At 53.9% G+C, this 19,735-nt stretch carries 18 protein-coding genes; 10 read left to right on the top strand and 8 right to left on the bottom strand.

Annotated features, from left to right (window positions below; genetic code table 11):
- The first annotated feature begins 90 nt into the window (after positions 1-90).
- On the top strand, positions 91-1,137 hold the full coding sequence (gene sohB / locus PGR79_RS02665) for a protease SohB (RefSeq protein ID WP_113373656.1): 1,047 nt from the start codon (positions 91-93) through the stop codon (positions 1,135-1,137).
- Between the two features lie 88 nt (positions 1,138-1,225).
- Here sohB and PGR79_RS02660 read toward each other — a convergent pair whose 3' ends face one another.
- Entirely contained in the window at positions 1,226-1,477 is a 252-nt protein-coding gene (locus PGR79_RS02660; RefSeq protein ID WP_015366222.1) for a YciN family protein, read from the bottom strand.
- Between the two features lie 409 nt (positions 1,478-1,886).
- Between PGR79_RS02660 and topA the strand changes: the two genes are divergently transcribed.
- The 4 genes from topA to acnA all read left to right on the top strand — a co-directional run bounded on the left by topA (position 1,887) and on the right by acnA (position 9,227).
- Positions 1,887-4,484: a type I DNA topoisomerase gene (topA, locus tag PGR79_RS02655; protein ID WP_045393156.1), complete on the top strand. Its 2,598-nt coding sequence runs from the start codon at positions 1,887-1,889 to the stop codon at positions 4,482-4,484.
- Positions 4,485-4,796: 312 nt separating this feature from the next.
- Positions 4,797-5,771 (top strand): HTH-type transcriptional regulator CysB, encoded by a 975-nt coding sequence (gene cysB / locus PGR79_RS02650; RefSeq protein WP_015705738.1) that lies wholly within the window; start codon positions 4,797-4,799, stop codon positions 5,769-5,771.
- A 244-nt stretch (positions 5,772-6,015) separates the two neighbouring features.
- Positions 6,016-6,174 (top strand): YmiA family putative membrane protein, encoded by a 159-nt coding sequence (locus PGR79_RS02645; protein WP_072056445.1) that lies wholly within the window; start codon positions 6,016-6,018, stop codon positions 6,172-6,174.
- 380 nt (positions 6,175-6,554) lie between these two features.
- Entirely contained in the window at positions 6,555-9,227 is a 2,673-nt protein-coding gene (gene acnA / locus PGR79_RS02640) for an aconitate hydratase AcnA (RefSeq protein WP_087859375.1), read from the top strand.
- 46 nt (positions 9,228-9,273) lie between these two features.
- On the opposite strand, the gene ribA is transcribed toward acnA, so the two are convergent.
- Positions 9,274-9,864: a GTP cyclohydrolase II gene (gene ribA, locus PGR79_RS02635; protein ID WP_015366227.1), complete on the bottom strand. Its 591-nt coding sequence runs from the start codon at positions 9,862-9,864 to the stop codon at positions 9,274-9,276.
- Between the two features lie 163 nt (positions 9,865-10,027).
- Between ribA and pgpB the strand changes: the two genes are divergently transcribed.
- The 5 genes from pgpB (at position 10,028) to yciH (ending at position 13,671) form a co-directional block, all read left to right on the top strand.
- On the top strand, positions 10,028-10,786 hold the full coding sequence (pgpB, locus tag PGR79_RS02630) for a phosphatidylglycerophosphatase B (protein ID WP_113373657.1): 759 nt from the start codon (positions 10,028-10,030) through the stop codon (positions 10,784-10,786).
- Between the two features lie 142 nt (positions 10,787-10,928).
- Positions 10,929-11,237 (top strand): LapA family protein, encoded by a 309-nt coding sequence (locus PGR79_RS02625; RefSeq protein WP_045374686.1) that lies wholly within the window; start codon positions 10,929-10,931, stop codon positions 11,235-11,237.
- Between the two features lie 6 nt (positions 11,238-11,243).
- On the top strand, positions 11,244-12,413 hold the full coding sequence (gene lapB / locus PGR79_RS02620) for a lipopolysaccharide assembly protein LapB (protein WP_087859378.1): 1,170 nt from the start codon (positions 11,244-11,246) through the stop codon (positions 12,411-12,413).
- 194 nt (positions 12,414-12,607) lie between these two features.
- Positions 12,608-13,345: an orotidine-5'-phosphate decarboxylase gene (gene pyrF / locus PGR79_RS02615; RefSeq protein ID WP_045393148.1), complete on the top strand. Its 738-nt coding sequence runs from the start codon at positions 12,608-12,610 to the stop codon at positions 13,343-13,345.
- Positions 13,345-13,671, top strand: a complete 327-nt coding sequence (gene yciH, locus PGR79_RS02610; protein WP_015705734.1) for a stress response translation initiation inhibitor YciH — start codon at positions 13,345-13,347, stop codon at positions 13,669-13,671. The genes pyrF and yciH overlap by 1 nt, the downstream gene beginning before the upstream one ends.
- A 113-nt stretch (positions 13,672-13,784) precedes the next feature.
- Here yciH and osmB read toward each other — a convergent pair whose 3' ends face one another.
- From osmB to fabI, 6 genes are all read right to left on the bottom strand, one after another.
- Entirely contained in the window at positions 13,785-14,003 is a 219-nt protein-coding gene (gene osmB / locus PGR79_RS02605) for an osmotically-inducible lipoprotein OsmB (RefSeq protein ID WP_032688354.1), read from the bottom strand.
- A gap of 267 nt (positions 14,004-14,270) precedes the next feature.
- Entirely contained in the window at positions 14,271-15,020 is a 750-nt protein-coding gene (locus PGR79_RS02600) for a DNA-binding transcriptional regulator YciT (RefSeq protein WP_087859379.1), read from the bottom strand.
- A 70-nt stretch (positions 15,021-15,090) separates the two neighbouring features.
- Entirely contained in the window at positions 15,091-15,273 is a 183-nt protein-coding gene (locus tag PGR79_RS02595) for a hypothetical protein (RefSeq protein ID WP_015366235.1), read from the bottom strand.
- A 149-nt stretch (positions 15,274-15,422) separates the two neighbouring features.
- The gene (locus tag PGR79_RS02590; protein ID WP_113373659.1) at positions 15,423-17,357 is read right to left on the bottom strand and encodes an exoribonuclease II; all 1,935 of its coding nucleotides are present in this window, start codon (positions 17,355-17,357) and stop codon (positions 15,423-15,425) included.
- Positions 17,358-17,438: 81 nt separating this feature from the next.
- Positions 17,439-18,599, bottom strand: a complete 1,161-nt coding sequence (locus tag PGR79_RS02585; RefSeq protein WP_087859381.1) for a carboxymuconolactone decarboxylase family protein — start codon at positions 18,597-18,599, stop codon at positions 17,439-17,441.
- A 191-nt stretch (positions 18,600-18,790) separates the two neighbouring features.
- Positions 18,791-19,579 (bottom strand): enoyl-ACP reductase FabI, encoded by a 789-nt coding sequence (fabI, locus tag PGR79_RS02580; RefSeq protein WP_061154898.1) that lies wholly within the window; start codon positions 19,577-19,579, stop codon positions 18,791-18,793.
- Positions 19,580-19,735 lie beyond the last annotated feature (156 nt).

The raw sequence follows: 19,735 nt of genomic DNA, 5'->3' as shown, positions 1-19,735 counted from the left end.
GCCTCGCAGCGCACGGAAAGCGCAGAGACTTGATGATAAAGGCTGATGTACACTGTGCGTCAACGTCAGTGCTTTACACAAGGTGAAAACGTGGAATTACTTGCTCAATACGGCTTATTTTTAGCCAAGGCTGCGACTATCGTCGTCGCCATTGCGGTTATCGCCGCCATAATCGTTAATCTGACTCAGCGTAAGAAGCAGCGCGGCGAGCTGCGGGTAACGAATCTTAGCGAGCAATATAAGGAGATGAAAGAAGAGCTGGCGGTGGCGCTGCTGGATGGCCCGCAGCAAAAACTCTGGCATAAAGCGCAGAAGAAAAAGCATAAGCAGGAAGCCAAAGAGGCCAAAGCGCGGGCCAAATTGGGCACCGCGGAACCCAGCGGCAAGGCGCGTATCTGGGTGCTGGATTTTAAAGGCAGCATGGATGCCCACGAGGTAAGCGGTCTGCGCGAAGAAATCACGGCGGTGCTGGCTTCGGCGAAGGCGCGTGACCAGGTGGTGGTGCGTCTGGAAAGCCCCGGCGGCGTGGTTCACGGTTATGGTCTGGCAGCTTCGCAGCTGCAGCGCTTACGTGATAAACAGATCCCGCTGACGGTTGCGGTCGATAAGGTCGCTGCCAGCGGCGGCTATATGATGGCCTGTGTGGCGAACAAAATCGTCTGTGCGCCGTTTGCTATTCTTGGCTCGATTGGCGTAGTGGCGCAGATCCCCAACATCAATCGTTTCCTGAAAAACAAAGATATCGATATTGAACTCCATACCGCCGGGCAATATAAACGCACGTTAACCATGTTGGGCGAAAATACCGAGGAAGGTCGGCAGAAATTCCGCGAAGATCTCAATGAAACCCATCAGCTTTTTAAAGATTTCGTGTATCAGATGCGCCCGTCGCTGGATATCGAAAAGGTGGCGACCGGTGAACATTGGTACGGCGTGCAGGCGTTGGAAAAAGGGCTGGCGGATGCGGTACAAACCAGCGATGAACTCCTGTTGAGCATGATGGATAACCACGAAGTCATTAGCGTGCGTTATCAGCAGCGTAAGAAGTTGCTCGACCGCGTTACCGGTAGCGCGGCGGAAAGCGCTGACCGTCTATTGTTGCGCTGGTGGCAGCGTGGACAAAAACCGTTAATGTAATATGTAATTAAAACAACGCGAGGCTGATACCTCGCGTTGCTGTTTCTGGCTGGCTTAAGCCGAGAGCCGGTCCATCAATGACTGGCGATTAATCGACCAGGTGATACTTATCTGACAACTCATGAGCGAGATACTTGAACATGTTGAATACGGCAGTGCTCTTCGCCGTCGGTAAACCTTGTTCATCAAGATAAAACTCGCCGCTGAACACCAAAACCCCGTTACGCTGAACGACGTTGGTGGCTTCAATTCCGGCTAACGTATCTTCATGATCGCGAATGAGTTGGTTGGCAATTTCAAGTAACGCCTGGCGTTCGATGGGTTGGGTTGTACCTTGCATAACGGACTCCTGTAGTTCTTCGCGGGTAGTCTACGCCGCGAGAGGGCAACGGGCAAATTTTCCATTGATTGTGCAGGGGTAATTGTAACCGGCTAAGAAACATCACTTTACTGGCGGAGTTGGCTTTTGCATGCTAATAAAGTTGCGTAACGAATTTTATCAGGTACAGTGTGACGCTTTCAGCGATCTGGCAACAGATTTGCTTGACATTCGGCCAAAAATTCTTCGTGCTATGCAACCTGGCTCGCAAAAGCCAGCAAACTCAGCTATCTGGTTTTATGGATGTGAAACTGGGCGTGCAGAGGGTTGATATCCATCGACGTGGCCGCAACATATCAGGCACGTCGCTGTGGATGGTGAATCAATGTGCGATGTATTCCTGGATGAATTAAATTAGGTAAAGGTGAATATGGGTAAAGCTCTCGTTATCGTTGAGTCCCCGGCAAAAGCCAAAACGATCAATAAGTATCTGGGTAATGACTACGTGGTGAAATCCAGCGTCGGTCATATCCGCGATTTGCCGACCAGTGGCTCAGCTTCCAAAAAGAGCGCCGACTCTACCTCCACCAAAGGGGCTAAAAAGCCTAAAAAGGATGAACGTGGCGCTCTGGTCAACCGCATGGGCGTGGACCCATGGCATGACTGGAATGCGCATTATGAAGTACTTCCGGGTAAAGAAAAGGTAGTTTCAGAACTCAAACAGTTGGCGGAAAAAGCCGACCACATCTATCTCGCAACCGACCTTGACCGCGAAGGGGAAGCCATTGCCTGGCACCTGCGGGAAGTTATCGGTGGTGATGAGCAACGTTACAGCCGCGTGGTGTTCAACGAAATCACCAAAAACGCGATTCGCCAGGCCTTTGAGAAGCCGGGCGAGCTGAATATCGATCGTGTTAATGCCCAGCAGGCGCGCCGCTTTATGGACCGTGTGGTGGGGTATATGGTTTCTCCACTGCTGTGGAAAAAAATTGCGCGCGGTCTGTCCGCTGGCCGCGTGCAGTCTGTCGCAGTCCGTCTGGTCGTTGAACGCGAACGCGAAATTAAAGCCTTCGTTCCGGAAGAGTTCTGGGAGATCGACGCCAGTACTACCACGCCGGGCGGCGATGCATTACCGCTGCAGGTAACTCACAAGAATGACAAGCCGTTCCGTCCGGTTAACCGCGACGAAACCATGGCTGCCGTCGCGCTGCTGGAAAAAGCGCGATATAGCGTGCTGGAGCGCGAAGATAAGCCGACCAGCAGCAAGCCGGGCGCGCCATTTATCACCTCCACGCTGCAGCAGGCCGCCAGTACCCGTCTTGGCTTCGGCGTGAAGAAAACCATGATGATGGCCCAGCGTTTGTATGAAGCCGGCCATATTACCTACATGCGTACCGACTCTACCAACCTGAGTCAGGATGCGCTGAACATGGTTCGCGGCTATATCGGCGACAACTTTGGCAAAAAATATCTGCCTGAAAGCGCTAATCAGTACGCCAGCAAAGAAAATTCACAGGAAGCGCACGAAGCGATACGTCCTTCTGACGTGAACGTGATGGCGGAATCGCTGAAAGACATGGAAGCCGATGCGCAGAAATTATACCAACTGATTTGGCGTCAGTTCGTCGCCTGTCAGATGACGCCGGCAAAATACGACTCAACCACCCTGACGGTACAGGCTGGAGAGTTCAAACTGAAAGCCCGCGGTCGTACGCTGCGCTTTGACGGCTGGACGAAAGTGATGCCAGCGCTGCGTAAAGGCGATGAAGACCGTACGTTACCGGTGGTCAATCAGGGCGACAGCCTGAGCCTGGTGGAACTGACCCCAGCGCAGCACTTCACCAAACCGCCTGCGCGTTTCAGCGAAGCCTCGCTGGTGAAAGAGCTGGAAAAACGCGGCATCGGTCGTCCGTCTACTTATGCGTCGATCATTTCGACCATCCAGGACCGCGGCTATGTACGCGCCGAGAACCGTCGCTTTTACGCTGAAAAGATGGGCGAAATCGTCACCGATCGTCTGGAAGAGAACTTCCGCGATCTGATGAACTACGATTTTACCGCACAGATGGAAGACCGCCTCGATCAGGTGGCTAATCATCAGGCCGAGTGGAAACAGGTACTGGATAACTTCTTCGGCGATTTCACCTCCCAGCTACAAACGGCTGAGAAGGATCCAGAAGAGGGCGGCATGCAGCCGAACCCAATGGTGCTGACCAGCATCGACTGTCCGACCTGCGGGCGTAAAATGGGCATTCGTACTGCCAGCACCGGGGTATTCCTCGGTTGCTCTGGCTACGCGCTGTCGCCGAAAGAACGTTGCAAAACCACTATCAACCTGGTACCGGAAAACGAAGTTCTCAACGTGCTGGAAGGCGATGATGCCGAAACCAACGCGCTGCGCGCTAAACGTCGCTGTCAGAAATGCGGCACCGCGATGGACAGCTACCTTATCGATCCGAAGCGTAAACTGCATGTCTGCGGCAACAACCCGACCTGCGATGGCTACGAGATTGAAGAGGGCGAGTTCCGTATCAAAGGTTATGACGGCCCTATCGTGGAGTGTGAGAAATGCGGCTCTGAAATGCACCTGAAAATGGGGCGTTTTGGTAAGTACATGGCTTGCACCAACGACGAATGTAAAAATACGCGTAAGATCCTGCGTAATGGCGAAGTGGCTCCGCCGAAGGAAGATCCGGTGCCTTTACCGGAACTGCCATGCGAGAAGTCCGACGCTTACTTCGTCCTGCGCGATGGCGCGGCGGGCGTTTTCCTGGCGGCAAACACCTTCCCGAAATCACGTGAGACGCGTGCGCCATTAGTGGAAGAGTTGTACCGCTTCCGCGATCGTCTGCCTGAAAAGCTGCGCTATCTGGCCGATGCGCCGCAGCAGGATCCGGAAGGCAATAAAACGCTGGTACGCTTTAGTCGTAAGACCAAGCAACAGTACGTCTCCTCCGAGAAAGAGGGTAAAGCGACCGGCTGGTCCGCCTTCTTTATCGACGGTAAATGGACTGAAGCGAAAAAGTAACCTTCTCAATGGGCCGCAATGCGGCCCATTTTCTCTCCTGTTTTCCTCGTATTACCGCCTCGTGGCTCCCACGTTATAACCGACTTATTATTTTTTGTTAGCATCTATACACTGTAGATATAAATGATATAGTGGTTATAGCGAATCACTTTTTTATTATCAAATCGTCTTATACATCATCGTTTTCAGGACGCATTGTGGCGCTGGTTCGGCGCGCCGCAGGGAATGTCTGGCGTTTTGCCGCCGGCAGGCAGCAGTCTGAACATAATGGGTATTAAGCGGATTCATTTGACGCGTTTACGGATATCAGCCATGAAACTACAGCAACTCCGCTACATCGTTGAGGTTGTTAACCATAACCTGAATGTCTCCTCTACCGCCGAAGGCTTGTATACTTCGCAGCCTGGCATCAGCAAGCAGGTGCGCATGCTGGAAGATGAGTTGGGAATTCAGATATTTGCCCGCAGCGGTAAGCATTTAACTCAGGTCACTCCAGCCGGGCAGGAAATTATTCGCATCGCGCGCGAAGTGCTGTCCAAAGTTGAGGCTATTAAATCCGTGGCAGGGGAGCACACCTGGCCGGATAAAGGCTCATTGTACGTTGCCACCACCCACACGCAGGCGCGTTATGCGCTGCCTGGGGTGATTAAGGGCTTTATTGAGCGTTATCCTCGGGTTTCTTTGCATATGCATCAGGGATCGCCGACGCAGATTGCAGAAGCGGTTTCTAAGGGCAATGCTGACTTTGCGATTGCTACCGAAGCGCTGCATCTGTACGACGATTTGGTGATGCTGCCGTGCTACCACTGGAACCGTTCCATTGTGGTGACCCCGGATCACCCGCTCGCTTCTAAAGGTTCGGTGACCATTGAAGAGCTCGCGCAGTACCCGCTGGTGACTTATACCTTCGGCTTCACCGGGCGTTCCGAGCTGGATACCGCGTTTAATCGCGCCGGGCTCACTCCGCGTATCGTCTTCACGGCGACTGATGCCGATGTTATCAAAACCTATGTGCGTTTAGGGCTTGGCGTTGGGGTCATTGCCAGCATGGCGGTCGATCCGGTGTCCGATCCGGACCTGGTAAAACTTGATGCCAATGGTATTTTCAGCCATAGCACCACCAAGATAGGCTTCCGCCGAAGCACTTTCCTCAGAAGTTATATGTATGATTTTATTCAGCGTTTTGCGCCGCATCTGACGCGGGATGTGGTAGATACGGCCGTGGCGCTACGTTCGAATGAGGATATAGAGGCGATGTTCAAAGATATTAAACTGCCGGAAAAATAATCGTATCGATAAATGGCATTTCCTCTGGGGAGTGCCATTTTCTATTATGGACCTTATCAGAACTTATAAACCTCGTTGTAATCACATTTCTGCGGATTTTACCTCATCCCTTTTCCATTATACCCGCTGCGATCAAAATAACGGTTAAAAGCCTTTTAGCTGTTCCTGAATTAGCTGGATCTATTTTATATATCTTATTAAGATTTATCTGTACCTGATGATTTTAGCAATTGGTGGTGATGAAATGATAAACAATATCGATTATGCAAAGCTCGCGATGTCGTACGAACGTCATAAAGCGGAAATCGATCCAACGCTGCGCAGTCAGGTTTGGGGCTCGCTACTGATGGGGCTTAGCGCTTTCTGGTGCATCGTTGCATTATTCATCTGGATTATTAGCTAAAGCAGTTTATCAGAGAAGGTTATATTTCACTTTTGTGACAAAAGGAGGTTGGTAAAATTAGCACCCGGAATTGTGGAACACGGTGGAAGAAATTATTTTCCGACTTATCAGCTTTAAATGTTAATCCATCCTGAGCTAATCATTGCATATCGGTGATTAGCTCTTTTTCTATTCCCGCTTAGTGAACAGGTTCGGAACTTACTCACCCTCATCAAATATATCCGTGCTGTAATACTATTCTCGTCAAAATTTCTGAACTGTACGGTTTTGTCAATTTTAGCAATTTGAGTTGTTATCAAAGTGTTATGCCAAGTTTGTGTTATCTTTAATAAAGACCCTGAGGAGTTCAGGGCATGTATCCCTGTGATAAAGGAGGAGCTATGTCGTCAACACTACGAGCAGCCAGTAAGGATACGCTACAGGTCAAAGACAAAACCTACCATTACTACAGCCTGGCGCTGGCCGCTAAACACCTGGGCGATCTCACCCGACTGCCCAAATCTCTCAAAGTTCTGCTTGAAAACCTCCTGCGCTGGCAGGACGGCGACTCGGTGACGGAACAAGACATTCAGGCGCTGGCCGGTTGGCTGGCGACAGCGCACGCCGACCGCGAAATTGCCTACCGACCGGCACGCGTGCTGATGCAGGATTTCACCGGGGTACCGGCGGTGGTGGATTTAGCCGCTATGCGCGAAGCGGTAAAACGCCTGGGCGGCGATACCGCGAAGGTGAACCCGCTCTCTCCGGTTGACCTGGTCATCGACCACTCGGTGACGGTAGACCGTTTTGGTAATGAAAACGCTTTTGAAGACAACGTGCGTCTTGAAATGGAACGGAACCACGAGCGTTATGCATTCCTGCGCTGGGGGCAGCAGGCCTTCAGCCGCTTTAGCGTCGTGCCGCCGGGAACCGGGATCTGCCACCAGGTAAACCTTGAATATCTTGGCCGTGCCGTCTGGAGCGAACTGCAGAATGGCGAATGGGTGGCTTACCCGGATACGCTGGTGGGTACCGATTCGCACACCACCATGATCAACGGTCTCGGCGTATTAGGGTGGGGCGTAGGCGGGATTGAAGCGGAAGCCGCGATGCTTGGTCAGCCGGTATCCATGCTCATTCCCGATGTCGTTGGTTTCAAACTGACCGGGAAACTACGTGAAGGGATCACCGCGACCGATCTGGTGCTGACAGTGACCCAGATGCTGCGCAAACATGGGGTCGTTGGCAAGTTCGTAGAATTCTACGGCGACGGCCTTGACTCGTTACCGCTGGCCGACCGGGCGACCATTGCGAATATGTCGCCGGAATATGGCGCGACCTGCGGATTCTTCCCGATCGATGCAGTGACTCTCAGCTATATGCGCCTCAGCGGACGCAGCGAAGAGCAGGTGGCGTTGGTTGAAGCGTATGCCAAAGCGCAGGGCATGTGGCGCCAGACGGGCGATGAGCCGGTCTTTACCAGCACCCTGGCGCTGGATATGGGGACGGTTGAGGCCAGCCTCGCCGGGCCGAAACGGCCGCAGGACCGCGTCGCGTTGGGCGATGTGCCGAAAGCGTTTGCCGCCAGCAACGAACTGGAAGTGAATCAAACGCAAAAATCGCGTCAACCGGTTGATTACACTCTCGATGGGCAACGCTATTCGCTGCCGGAAGGCGCGGTGGCGATTGCGGCAATCACCTCCTGCACCAACACCTCCAACCCAAGCGTGTTGATGGCCGCCGGCCTGCTGGCGAAGAACGCGGTTGAGCGCGGCCTTAAACCGCAGCCGTGGGTAAAAGCTTCGCTGGCGCCGGGTTCGAAAGTGGTTTCCGATTATCTGGCGCATGCGGGGTTGACGCCTTATCTTGATGAGTTGGGCTTTAACCTCGTTGGCTACGGTTGTACAACCTGTATCGGTAACTCCGGGCCGCTGCCGGAACCTATCGAAGAGGCAATCAAAAAAGGAGACCTGACCGTGGGGGCGGTACTCTCCGGCAACCGCAACTTCGAAGGTCGTATCCATCCGCTGGTGAAAACCAACTGGCTGGCGTCGCCTCCGCTGGTCGTAGCCTATGCGCTGGCCGGCAATATGAACATCGATCTGACCCGCGAACCGCTTGGGGTTGGTAAAGACGGTAAGCCGGTGTTCCTGAAAGATATCTGGCCGAGCGGCGAGGAGATTGCTCGCGCTGTGCAGCAGGTTTCTACCGAGATGTTCCGTAAAGAGTATGCCGAAGTCTTTGAAGGTACCGAGGAGTGGAAAGCGATTCAGGTTGAGCGTTCCGATACCTATCGCTGGCAGGATGACTCTACCTATATTCGCCTGTCGCCATTCTTTGATGAGATGGGGGTTGAGCCGAAACCGGTGGAAGATATTCATGGCGCTCGGATCCTGGCGATGCTTGGTGATTCCGTCACCACCGACCATATTTCCCCGGCAGGAAGTATCAAGGCTGACAGCCCGGCAGGACGCTACTTGCAGGAGCACGGCGTGGCGCGCGGCGATTTCAACTCTTATGGGTCGCGACGCGGTAACCATGAAGTCATGATGCGCGGCACCTTTGCTAATATTCGTATCCGTAACGAAATGGTGCCGGGTGTAGAAGGGGGGATGACGCGTCATTTGCCGGACACGCAGCCTATCGCCATCTACGATGCGGCTATGCTGTACAAAGCCGAAGGTACGCCTCTGGCGGTAATCGCCGGTAAAGAATATGGCTCAGGCTCCAGCCGCGACTGGGCGGCAAAAGGGCCGCGTCTGTTGGGCGTGCGGGTGGTCATTGCCGAGTCCTTCGAACGTATTCACCGCTCCAACCTTATCGGCATGGGGATATTACCGCTGGAGTTTCCACAAGGCGTGACGCGTAAAACGCTACAGTTGACCGGCGAAGAGCGGATTGATATCAGCAACCTGCAGGCGCTGCATCCCGCGGCACAGGTTCCAGTCACGATTACCCGCGCCGATGGACAGCAGGAGGTCATTCAGTGTCGCTGTCGTATCGATACCGCGACTGAGCTGACTTACTATCAGAACGACGGCATTCTGCATTATGTGATTCGTAATATGCTGTAAAAGAAAGGGCCAGCGAATGCTGGCCCTGATTCATTCTGGAACTGAATTATTTATTCAGCAGATGCCCCATCTTGGCAGCCTTGGTATCGAGATAGTGTTCGTTTTTCGGGTTACGCCCGACGATGAGCGGCACGCGTTCGACGATATTGATCCCCGCCTCGGTCAGAATTTCGACTTTCTTCGGGTTGTTAGTCAACAGGCGAACCTGCTCGACGCCGAGCAGCTTGAACATGTCGGCGCACAGCGTAAAGTCGCGCTCATCGGCGGCAAAACCAAGCTGGTGGTTGGCTTCGACGGTATCGTAGCCTTGATCCTGTAGCGCGTAGGCGCGAATTTTATTCAGTAAACCGATATTTCGGCCTTCCTGACGATGATAAAGCAGGATCCCGCGTCCTTCTTCAGCGATGTGCGACAGCGCCGCTTCCAGCTGAAAACCGCAATCACAACGCAGACTAAAAAGGGCATCGCCCGTCAGACATTCTGAGTGTACGCGAGCCAGTACCGGGGCTTGCCCCGAAATATCGCCATACACCAGCGCGACATGATCCTGCCCGGTTGCCAGTTCTTCAAAGCCCACCATCAGGAAATCGCCCCAGGGGGTTGGCAGTTTGGCTTCTGCCACACGTTTAAGCTGCATGTGATTCTCCAGATTCTGACAGCACCTGAATGTGCTTTCTGTTTACTACTATTTTGCCACAAGGCCGCGACGTTCTCCTAATTACCAACGACCGCCTGCGCGGAAAGCGCACAAACGATCTACTTTCCGTTATGATATTCAGAAGGAAAGAGAAGGAGATACGATGCTGTTAATTGCCAAAAGGACCGCCATCGGGGCGGCGCTATTGCTTGTTATGCCCGTTATGGTCTGGCTCTCCGGCTGGCAGTGGCAGCCGGGTCAAGCCCCGGCCATGTTGAAAATGTGGTACTGGGTGACTGAAACGGTAACCCAGCCGTGGGGAATCATTACCCACGTAGCGCTATTTGGCTGGTTTTTGTGGTGTTTACGTTTTCGTCTGCGCGAAGCGCTGGTGCTGTTTCTCATTCTCTGCGCGGCTATCCTGGCAGGACAGGGGCTAAAATCCTGGATCAAAGAACGGGTGCAGGAACCACGGCCGTTTGTGATTTGGTTAGAAAGAACCCAGCAGGTTCCGGTGGCGCAATTCTATGAGTTAAAACGTAAAGAACGCGCTAAACTGGTGCATGAGCAATTGGCTGAACAACAGACAATACCGGGGTTCTTGCGTAAACACTGGCAAAAAGAGACCGGTTTTGCCTTTCCGTCCGGCCATACCATGTTTGCCGCCAGCTGGGCGCTGCTTGGCGTCGGGCTGTTGTGGCCGCGTCGGCGCTGGGTGACTATCGGTGTGCTGTTAGGGTGGGCGACGGCGGTCATGGGCAGCCGCCTGGCGTTGGGAATGCACTGGCCGCAGGATCTTATCGTGGCGACCAGCCTTTCCTGGCTGCTGGTTACCGCGGCGACCTGGCTCACGCAGCGTTTTTGCGGCCCGTTAACCCCGCCTGTCGAAGAGGCGACGGATATCAAAAAACGCGCAACCTGACGCTGTTTATGTTGATTTTCGCGACACCCGGCCGCATATCATGACGGGTGTCATGCTTTTCCATTTCACCACTGCGGTGAAAATGATACTTTATAGGGCTTGAACGCGTTTTACTCGCGCAACCCACAGAACGGGAAGTCATGTGAAATATTTACTTATTTTCTTACTGGTGTTAGCTATCTTCGTCATCTCTGTGACGCTGGGTGCGCAAAATGACCAACTGGTCACGTTCAACTATTTGCTCGCGCAGGGTGAATTCCGCATCTCCACGTTGCTGGCGGTGTTATTTGCTGCCGGGTTTGCGATTGGCTGGCTGATTTGCGGCCTGTTCTGGTTACGGGTACGAGTATCGCTGGCCCGCGCCGAGCGTAAAATTAAACGCCTGGAGCAGCAGATCGCGCCAGTGACCGTAGCGCCTGCTGATGCCGGCGTCCCTGCGGTCAAGGAATAACCGTCTATGCTGGAGTTGTTGTTTCTGCTTCTTCCCGTTGCCGCAGCCTATGGATGGTATATGGGGCGCAGGAGCGCACAACAGTCCAAACAGGACGATGCTAATCGCCTGTCGCGCGATTATGTCGCTGGGGTCAACTTCCTGCTGAGCAACCAGCAGGATAAAGCCGTGGATCTGTTCCTTGATATGTTGAAAGAGGACACCGGCACCGTTGAAGCCCACCTGACGCTTGGCAACCTGTTTCGTTCTCGCGGCGAAGTTGACCGCGCTATCCGCATTCACCAAAGCCTGATGGAGAGCGCCTCGCTCACCTACGACCAACGCCTGCTCGCCGTCCAGCAGTTGGGCCGTGATTATATGGCCGCGGGCCTGTACGATCGCGCGGAAGATATGTTCAAGCAGTTGGTAGATGAAACCGACTTCCGCCTGGGCGCGCTACAACAACTGCTGCAAATTTACCAGTTAACCAGCGATTGGCAGTCCGCTATTGAAGTCGCCGAACGGCTGGTAAAATTGGGCAAAGAAAAGCATCGCAGCGATATCGCCAACTTCTGGTGTGAGCTGGCGCTGCAGCAGATGGCCAGTAACGATCTCGATAAAGCAATGACGCTGCTGAAAAAAGGCGCGTCAGCGGACCGCAACAGCGCCCGCGTCTCGATTATGATGGGGCGCGTGTGGATGGAAAAAGGCGACTACGCGAAAGCGGTAGAAAGCCTGGAACGGGTGATTGGCCAGGATAAAGAACTGGTTGGTGAAACCCTGGAAATGCTGCAAACCTGTTATCAGCAGTTGGGTAAGCATGAGGAGTGGGAAGCGTTCCTGCGCCGCTGTGTAGAAGAGAACACCGGGGCGACCGCGGAACTTATGCTGGCGCAAATTATCGAGCAGCAGGAAGGCGCCGAGGCCGCGCAGAGCTATGTGACTCGCCAGTTGGAACGCCACCCGACGATGCGCGTGTTCCACAAACTGATGGACTACCATCTTAATGAGGCGGAAGAAGGGCGCGCGAAGGCGAGCCTGGGGGTTCTGCGCAATATGGTTGGCGAGCAGGTGCGGAGCAAACCGCGTTACCGCTGCCAGAAGTGCGGTTTTACTTCTCACACCCTGTACTGGCACTGCCCGTCCTGCCGTTCTTGGGCGACTATCAAGCCGATTCGCGGCCTTGATGGCCAGTAACTTCTAAAAAAAACCTGACTTTAGTTACAACATACTTGCCTGGGTTTTAGCGTATCCATTTCTGCAGCCGCGTGCCCGCTTTTGTCTGTAGACGGGCAAAACCAGCCTGTCATTTTCCCCACTTCGCAGGTAGAATGCTGCCCGTTTACCTTTTTTGCGCCCTGGCGGCGCTCATCCACAATTAAGGTCCGGTCATGACGTCTACTGCTAGCTCTTCTCCTCGCGTTATCACATCCTCTCCCGTCGTTGTTGCGCTTGATTATGATAACCGTGACAAGGCGTTAGCCTTTGTTGATCGAATCGATCCGCGCGACTGCCGGTTAAAGGTAGGTAAGGAGATGTTCACGCTGCTGGGGCCGCAATTTGTTCGCGACCTGCATCAGCGCGGCTTTGAAGTGTTCCTTGACCTGAAATTCCACGATATCCCGAACACCACCGCACGCGCGGTCGCCGCAGCCGCGGAGCTTGGCGTATGGATGGTGAACGTTCACGCCTCCGGCGGCGCGCGCATGATGACGGCTGCCCGCGAGGCGTTGTTACCGTTCGGAAAAGAGGCGCCGCTACTGATTGCGGTCACCGTATTGACCAGCATGGAAGCCAGCGATTTGCAAGACCTTGGCATCACGCTTTCACCTGCCGATCATGCTGCTAAACTGGCGGCGCTAACCAAACGCTGTGGTCTCGATGGCGTAGTCTGTTCCGCGCAGGAGGCCGTCCGCTTTAAACAAGAGTTAGGACAAGAATTTAAGTTAGTTACCCCGGGGATCCGCCCCACAGGCAGCGATGCGGGCGACCAACGCCGGATTATGACTCCGGAACAGGCGCAGCAGGCGGGGGTTGATTACATGGTGATCGGCCGGCCGGTCACCCAGTCTGCCGATCCGGCTGCAACGCTTGCGGCTATCAACGCGTCGCTGAAATTGGAGGCGTAATGAGCGATTCTAACAGCCGCCTGGTTTACTCTACCGATAGCGGGCGTATTGAAGAGCCGAAAGCGGCGCCGCAACGTGCGAAAGGCGATGGTATCGTGCGCATTCAACGCCAGACCAGCGGGCGCAAAGGGAAGGGCGTCTGCTTGATTACCGGCATCGATCTCGATGACGATGCGCTGGCGAAGCTGGCCGCGGAGCTGAAAAAGAAATGCGGCTGCGGCGGTTCACTGAAAGATGGAGTGATTGAAATTCAGGGTGATAAACGCGACTTGCTGAAATCACTGCTGGAAGCTAAAGGGATGAAAGTAAAATTAGCGGGTGGCTAAGATAATTTCTACGAAATAAACAACAAGGCCACGGTAAATACCGTGGCCTTAATTATTGGTAGATGCGTGAGTCAGTAACTACGAAATTATTATTAATTTAATACGCGGGGTGGTTATTTACCAACCTGGTGGCCAATGATGCCGCCAACCGCTGCGCCGCCCAGGGTACCCAGGGTGCTGCCGTCGGTTAATACCGCGCCGCCCAGTGCGCCAGCGCCTGCGCCGATTGCGGTATTACGGTCGCGTTTAGACCAGTTGGAACAAGCGCTCAGGGACATTACTACAGTAACCGCCAGTACGGCCGCAGCCATTTTTTTGCTCATTGAAGTCATCATTTTATTCTCCTGAATAATCTATTCATGGATACACCTTCCTTTAAGCATAGCAACTGGCTATGACTTAAGGGTTATTCCATGAAACTTAAGTTGCGCAGGTGTTGCTCTAATCACGCAGGTGATAGTCACTTCCTGTTATATCGCTAATAATAATTCTACTTATTTTAAAATTTAACGTCAGGTAAAAAATCTTAATTGCGGGTCAGAATACTCTCAGACGCAGAAAGGCTGCCAACGCCATTCTACGGGCGCTGGCGGAAGCGATCAGGCGGGGTCGACTATATCGAGCGTTAAACCGCTCCCGGAGAGCTGCCGGCGGATAGTTTCGCTCAGGTTGTTGTCGGTTATGACGCGATTGAAACGGGCAATCGGGCCCAGTGGATAAGGATGCACGACGCTGAACTTCGAACTGTCGCTGAGTACGATAGCCTCGCACTGCTTTTCCAGCACCGCGTTGACCACATCGGCGCGCATCATGTCGCGGCCGGTAAAGCCGGTTTCGGTCTGCCAGCCGTCAACGCCGATAAACGCCTTGCTGAAGTGCACCTGCTGGATGCATTGACGGGTTAATGGGCCCACCATGCTTTCACTGCGCTTCTGATAAATACCGCCCAGCAGGATGACCTCGCCCGGCGTTTCCTTGAGTAAATGTGCGATATAGCTGCTAACGGTGATGATAGTGATATCACCGCGTTCCGCCAACGTGCGGGCCAGAAGGGCGTTTGAGCTGCCATTTTCGATGAACACCGTTTCTCCGGCTGCCACCAGCGACGCGGCGCGCGCGGCGAGTTCACGCTTAATGGCAAAGTTGGTCATCATGCGGGTTTCGACGTCTTCACTATCCAGCGGTACGGCAAAGCCGTGGGTGCGGCGCAGATAGCTTTGTTTTTCCAGCGAATTCAGATCCTGACGAATAGTGACTTCGGAGACACCGGTCATCCTGGCCAGATCGGCAACGCTCATGCGGCCTTTATCAATGACCATTTGTAAAATACTTTGTTGTCGGGCGTTCATAGCTACATCACTGTTAGAGGTCTATACGGCGCCCAGCAGGCTTTAAGGCGTGCTGGGGGACAGGAATCAATCAGATTTCCCACGGCGCTTTTGATTGCCCTGAATCCTTCTCTGGCTCGTCGTGAGACAATGCCTGCAGTTCGGCTTTGAGGATCTCCAGATTATGGATCGCCGAGTGATAATCTCCGGCAACCAGAATATCCAGCACGGTATCGATACGTTGGGCGAGCAGGCGGGCATTCAGATCAGACATAGCATTATCCTGGTTACAAAAATGAATGAAATCAATGATGCAAAAAACGGTTGCAAAAGAGAAGCGAAAAAAACGCACATCCTTGCGCAGCTGGCGATATTCACTCAAAACGAGAAATGCATGGCCCCTGGGCAGGGGCCATAAAAGCGTTACGCCGCCGGACGGGCGATGACGCTGCGGGTTTCCATACGAACTTCAGCGATAGTCACGTCGATAACATCGGTGACTTTATAAACCACTTCACCTTTAATCTGTACGGTTCCGTTCTCCTGGCTGCAGACCAGTTCATCGCGCACCGCGTGCAGGAAAGGTGCCGGAATAAAGGCGACAGCGCCGTTATCGACCAGGCGCACGCGCATGCCGCCGCGGCTGACATCAATGATTTCTGCCGCGTAGCGGGTATCGGTTCCGGCTTTATCGTTGAGGAAGCGAGCATACAGCCAATCTGCGACGTCACGTTCCGCCATACGGTTCAGACGACGACGTTCCGCCATCTGCACGGTGATATCATCCTGCGGGCGACCAATGGTCTCGCCTTTAATGATGGCCTTTAACAGACGGTGGTTGATCATATCGCCGTATTTACGGATTGGCGAAGTCCAGGTGGCGTAAGCTTCCAGGCCAAGGCCGAAGTGCGGGCCCGGCTCGGTACTGATCTCCGCGAACGACTGGAAGCGACGGATGCGGCTATCGAGGAAACCTGAAGGCTGAGCATCCAGTTCGCGGCGCAGTTTACAGAAGCCGTCCAGTGTCAGGACTTCCAGCGGATCGACGTGTACATCGTGCGTTTTCAGCAGCGCGGCCAGTTGCTCGGTGTTAGCTGGGTCGAAACCGGTATGCACGTTATATACGCCAAAGCCCAGGTTATCGCGAAGCACGCGTGCCGCGCAGATATTAGCGGCAATCATTGACTCTTCAACAATGCGGTTGGCGATGCGGCGCGGTTCGGCAACGATATCGAGCACTTCACCTTTCTCACCCAACACGAAGCGATAATCAGGGCGGTCTTTGAACACCAGGGCGTGGGTTTGACGCCATTCGCTGCGGCGCAGGCAGACTTCCTGCAGCAGTTTGATTTGCTGCGCGATAGCGTCATCAGCAGGCTGCCATGAGCCGATATTTTCCAGCCAGTTGGAGACGTCGTCATAAGCCAGTTTGGCTTTAGATTCGATGGTCGCGGCGAAGAATTCGATATTATCTTCAATAGCGCCGTCAGCCGCCAGAGTCATGCGGCAGGCGAGTACCGGACGCACTTCGTTGGCGCGCAGCGAGCACAAATCGTCAGACAGTTCGCGCGGCAGCATCGGGATATTAAAGCCCGGCAGATAGTTGGTGAAGGCGCGAATTTTCGCTGCGTTGTCCAGTTTGCTGCCCTCGGCAATCCACGCTGTCGGATCGGCGATAGCGACGGTCAGCAGAAGTTTACCGTCGTCGGCGCGCTCTACAAACAGCGCGTCGTCCATATCTTCGGTGCTGGCGCTGTCGATGGTTACAAACTCAAGCGCTGTCAAATCGCGACGTTCCAGTCCTTCATCGAGCATCTCGGTGGCAACGCCATTCGGCGCTTCTTTTTCCAGGTTATGACGCGCCAGCGTCACCCACCACGGCACGAAATGATCGTCGCTAAAGGTGATGAATTGCGTTAATTCGGCATAGAAACCGCGGTCGCCTTTCAGCGGATGGCGACGCATTTCAGCCACCGCCCAGTCACCCTGTTTGAAATCGTGTTCTACGCCACGCGCGGCGCGGCAAGGGATGGCGTCTTTCAGCAGCGGATGATCAGGAACAATAGACAGACGATCGTCTTTTTTCTGCACTTTGCCGACAAAACGGGTCAGGAAAGGCTCAACCAGCTCTTCCGGCTCGGCGCTTTCACGTTCTTTTTCCGTATGGACCACAGCGATAATACGATCGCCATGCATCACTTTTTTCATTTGCGGCGGCGGAATGAAGTAGCTTTTCTGCGAGTCGACTTCGAGGAAGCCAAAACCTTTTTCCGTACCTTTAACGACCCCTTCAACGCGCGGGGTCTGGGAATGCAATTGCTGTTTAAGCTGCGCTAGCAGCGGGTTGTCCTGAAACATAATTAGGTTTTTTCGTGGCTAAAAGAGCGGCTGACATTTTTACGCGAATATGCCTGCCTCAGCAAGCGCTGTTTCAGCATTTTACGTCGCTTGACGTACCTCGCCGAGGGCGACTTTAAGCCGATTCAGCCAGCCGCACAGGCCGCACCACGCCAGCAGATCGATAGCCTCAACGCGGGAAAGCCCATATTCAGTGAGGGGAGTTAGCTGCGCGGCGCTAAAACGGTCCGGCGCACGAGTCAATAGCTGCGCCGCCTGCAGGAAAACGTGTTCCAAAGAATGGCTTTGCGCCCAGTGCTGAATCATTCGTTCATCGCCGCGCAATGCCTGCAACAATCCGTTGTCACCTTTCCAGCGCGCGGCCCAGGCGTTAAAACAGCTGACGCTGCCGTTGATTCGCGCCGCCAGCAATGCCGCCATTGCGCTTAAGGGCTGCGCAGAGTTATCCAGTTGATTCAGCAGTTGATGCAGCAGTGCTAACGCGCCTTCATCCGTTGCCAGAAGGGGGGCGAGAGGCTGCAGGCCGGGATGACGGTGCCATGCAGCGAGCCTGACTTGCTTGTCATCATTGGCGTAACGCAGGTCGGCATCATCGATATCCAGTGACCACTCTCCGGTAACATCAGTAAAGCGTTCTGCCGGGGCATCATCCTGCTGCGGCATACCTGGAAGCCAGCGTACCGGCTGGCCGAGCGCGGCCTGAAACGCGGCCACCGCGCGGGCCTGAAAACCCACGAAGCCAATAATTTGGTTAATTAACACAATATCGCGGCTGGTCAGTCCTACCTCATCAAGCTGACGGCGGGAGACCTCGTTGATAACAGAAGGGGAACTGGCTAACTGGCGGGCGTACTGGGTTATCTGCGCCAGCCGGTGATTACTCTCTCGTGAAGAGTCTGGGCCCGGTAACGGCGCCAGACGCGCGGCGTAGTGGTTACACAAGCGCTGTACGCCGTAGACCTGAGCGACGGTCAGGGCCGTGCTGAGACGGTCGTAGGCATTAAAGGTTTGTAATCGGGTGACCGTGACGCTGTCCGGGAAAAGTACCTTTGCCAACTGACGCGCGGGCGCCAGCCAGCCTTCATGAGGGTGGCTAAGATCGGCTGCGAGTGGCAGATCGAGCAAAAAACGGTCATCAACGTCAGCGGCCTCCGGGACCAGAGGAAGAACCTCGACCGGGCTATTGGTTGACTGGGTCTCGTGATACCAGTGGTTTTTGCCATACACGCGGCGTTGCTCCATGGGCGTTCCTTGTTCGGTAGGTGGCGAACCGCCGTTTCGCGGTACCTCTTTGCACAACTATCCTGGCGTAACCCTGAAGCAGGAGAAAATATTGATACGTACTAATAAATAGCGGATTGGAATAACAGAAGAGAAGCGTAAGCAGAGAAGGGAGAGAGATCCTCCTCACCGGGGTGAGGAGGATAGGGAACTTATTTCAGTTCCAGTTCGTTCATCGCAGCGATGCTGAAACCGCCGTCAACGTGAACGACTTCACCTGAGATGCCCGCAGACAGGTTAGAGCACAGGAAGGCCGCGCTGTTGCCGACGTCTTCGATGGTGACGGTGCGACGGATCGGGGTGACCGCTTCGCAGTGCGCCAGCATTTTACGGAAATCTTTGATACCGGATGCCGCCAGGGTGCGGATCGGACCCGCAGAAATGGCGTTAACACGAATACCTTCCGGACCCATCGCGTTCGCCATATAGCGGACGTTGGCTTCCAGAGACGCTTTTGCCAGACCCATAACGTTATAGTTCGGGATCGCGCGCTCAGCGCCCAGATAGGAAAGGGTCAGCAGCGCGGAGTCCGGGTTCAGCATTGAGCGGCAGGCTTTTGCCATCGCCACGAAGCTGTAGGCGCTGATGTCGTGGGCGATTTTGAAACCTTCGCGGGTGACGGCATTAACATAGTCGCCATCTAACTGGTCAGCTGGCGCATAACCGATAGAGTGCACGAAACCATCAAATTTCGGCCATACTTTTTCAAGTTCAGTGAACAGCGCGGTGATGCTTTCGTCTTCAGCCACGTCGCACGGCAGCACAATGTTAGAACCCAACGCAGCAGCAAACTCTTCTACGCGGCCTTTCAGTTTTTCGTTCTGATAGGTGAATGCCAGTTCAGCCCCTTCACGGTGCATTGCTTGCGCAATACCGTAGGCGATGGACAGTTTACTGGCCACGCCAGTGATCAGAATGCGCTTACCGGAAAGAAAACCCATAGCTTTAATCCTTATCGTTATTGCTTATTTTTACTCTAACAATCAAACGGTTAACGTTGTTATTTCAAAATAACTCAAATTTAGCCAGGAATTATATCCCACTGAAGACCCCTTGTGTCACGATTTTTTGTGCCGCCTATCGCAACGCAGCGCGTA

Source organism: Klebsiella sp. 141161, from assembly GCF_050600815.1.
Taxonomy (GTDB): Bacteria; Pseudomonadota; Gammaproteobacteria; order Enterobacterales; family Enterobacteriaceae; genus Klebsiella; species Klebsiella aerogenes.
The sequence above is the reverse complement of the archived record's forward strand: the minus strand, read 5'-3'. Positions and strand labels throughout refer to the sequence as shown.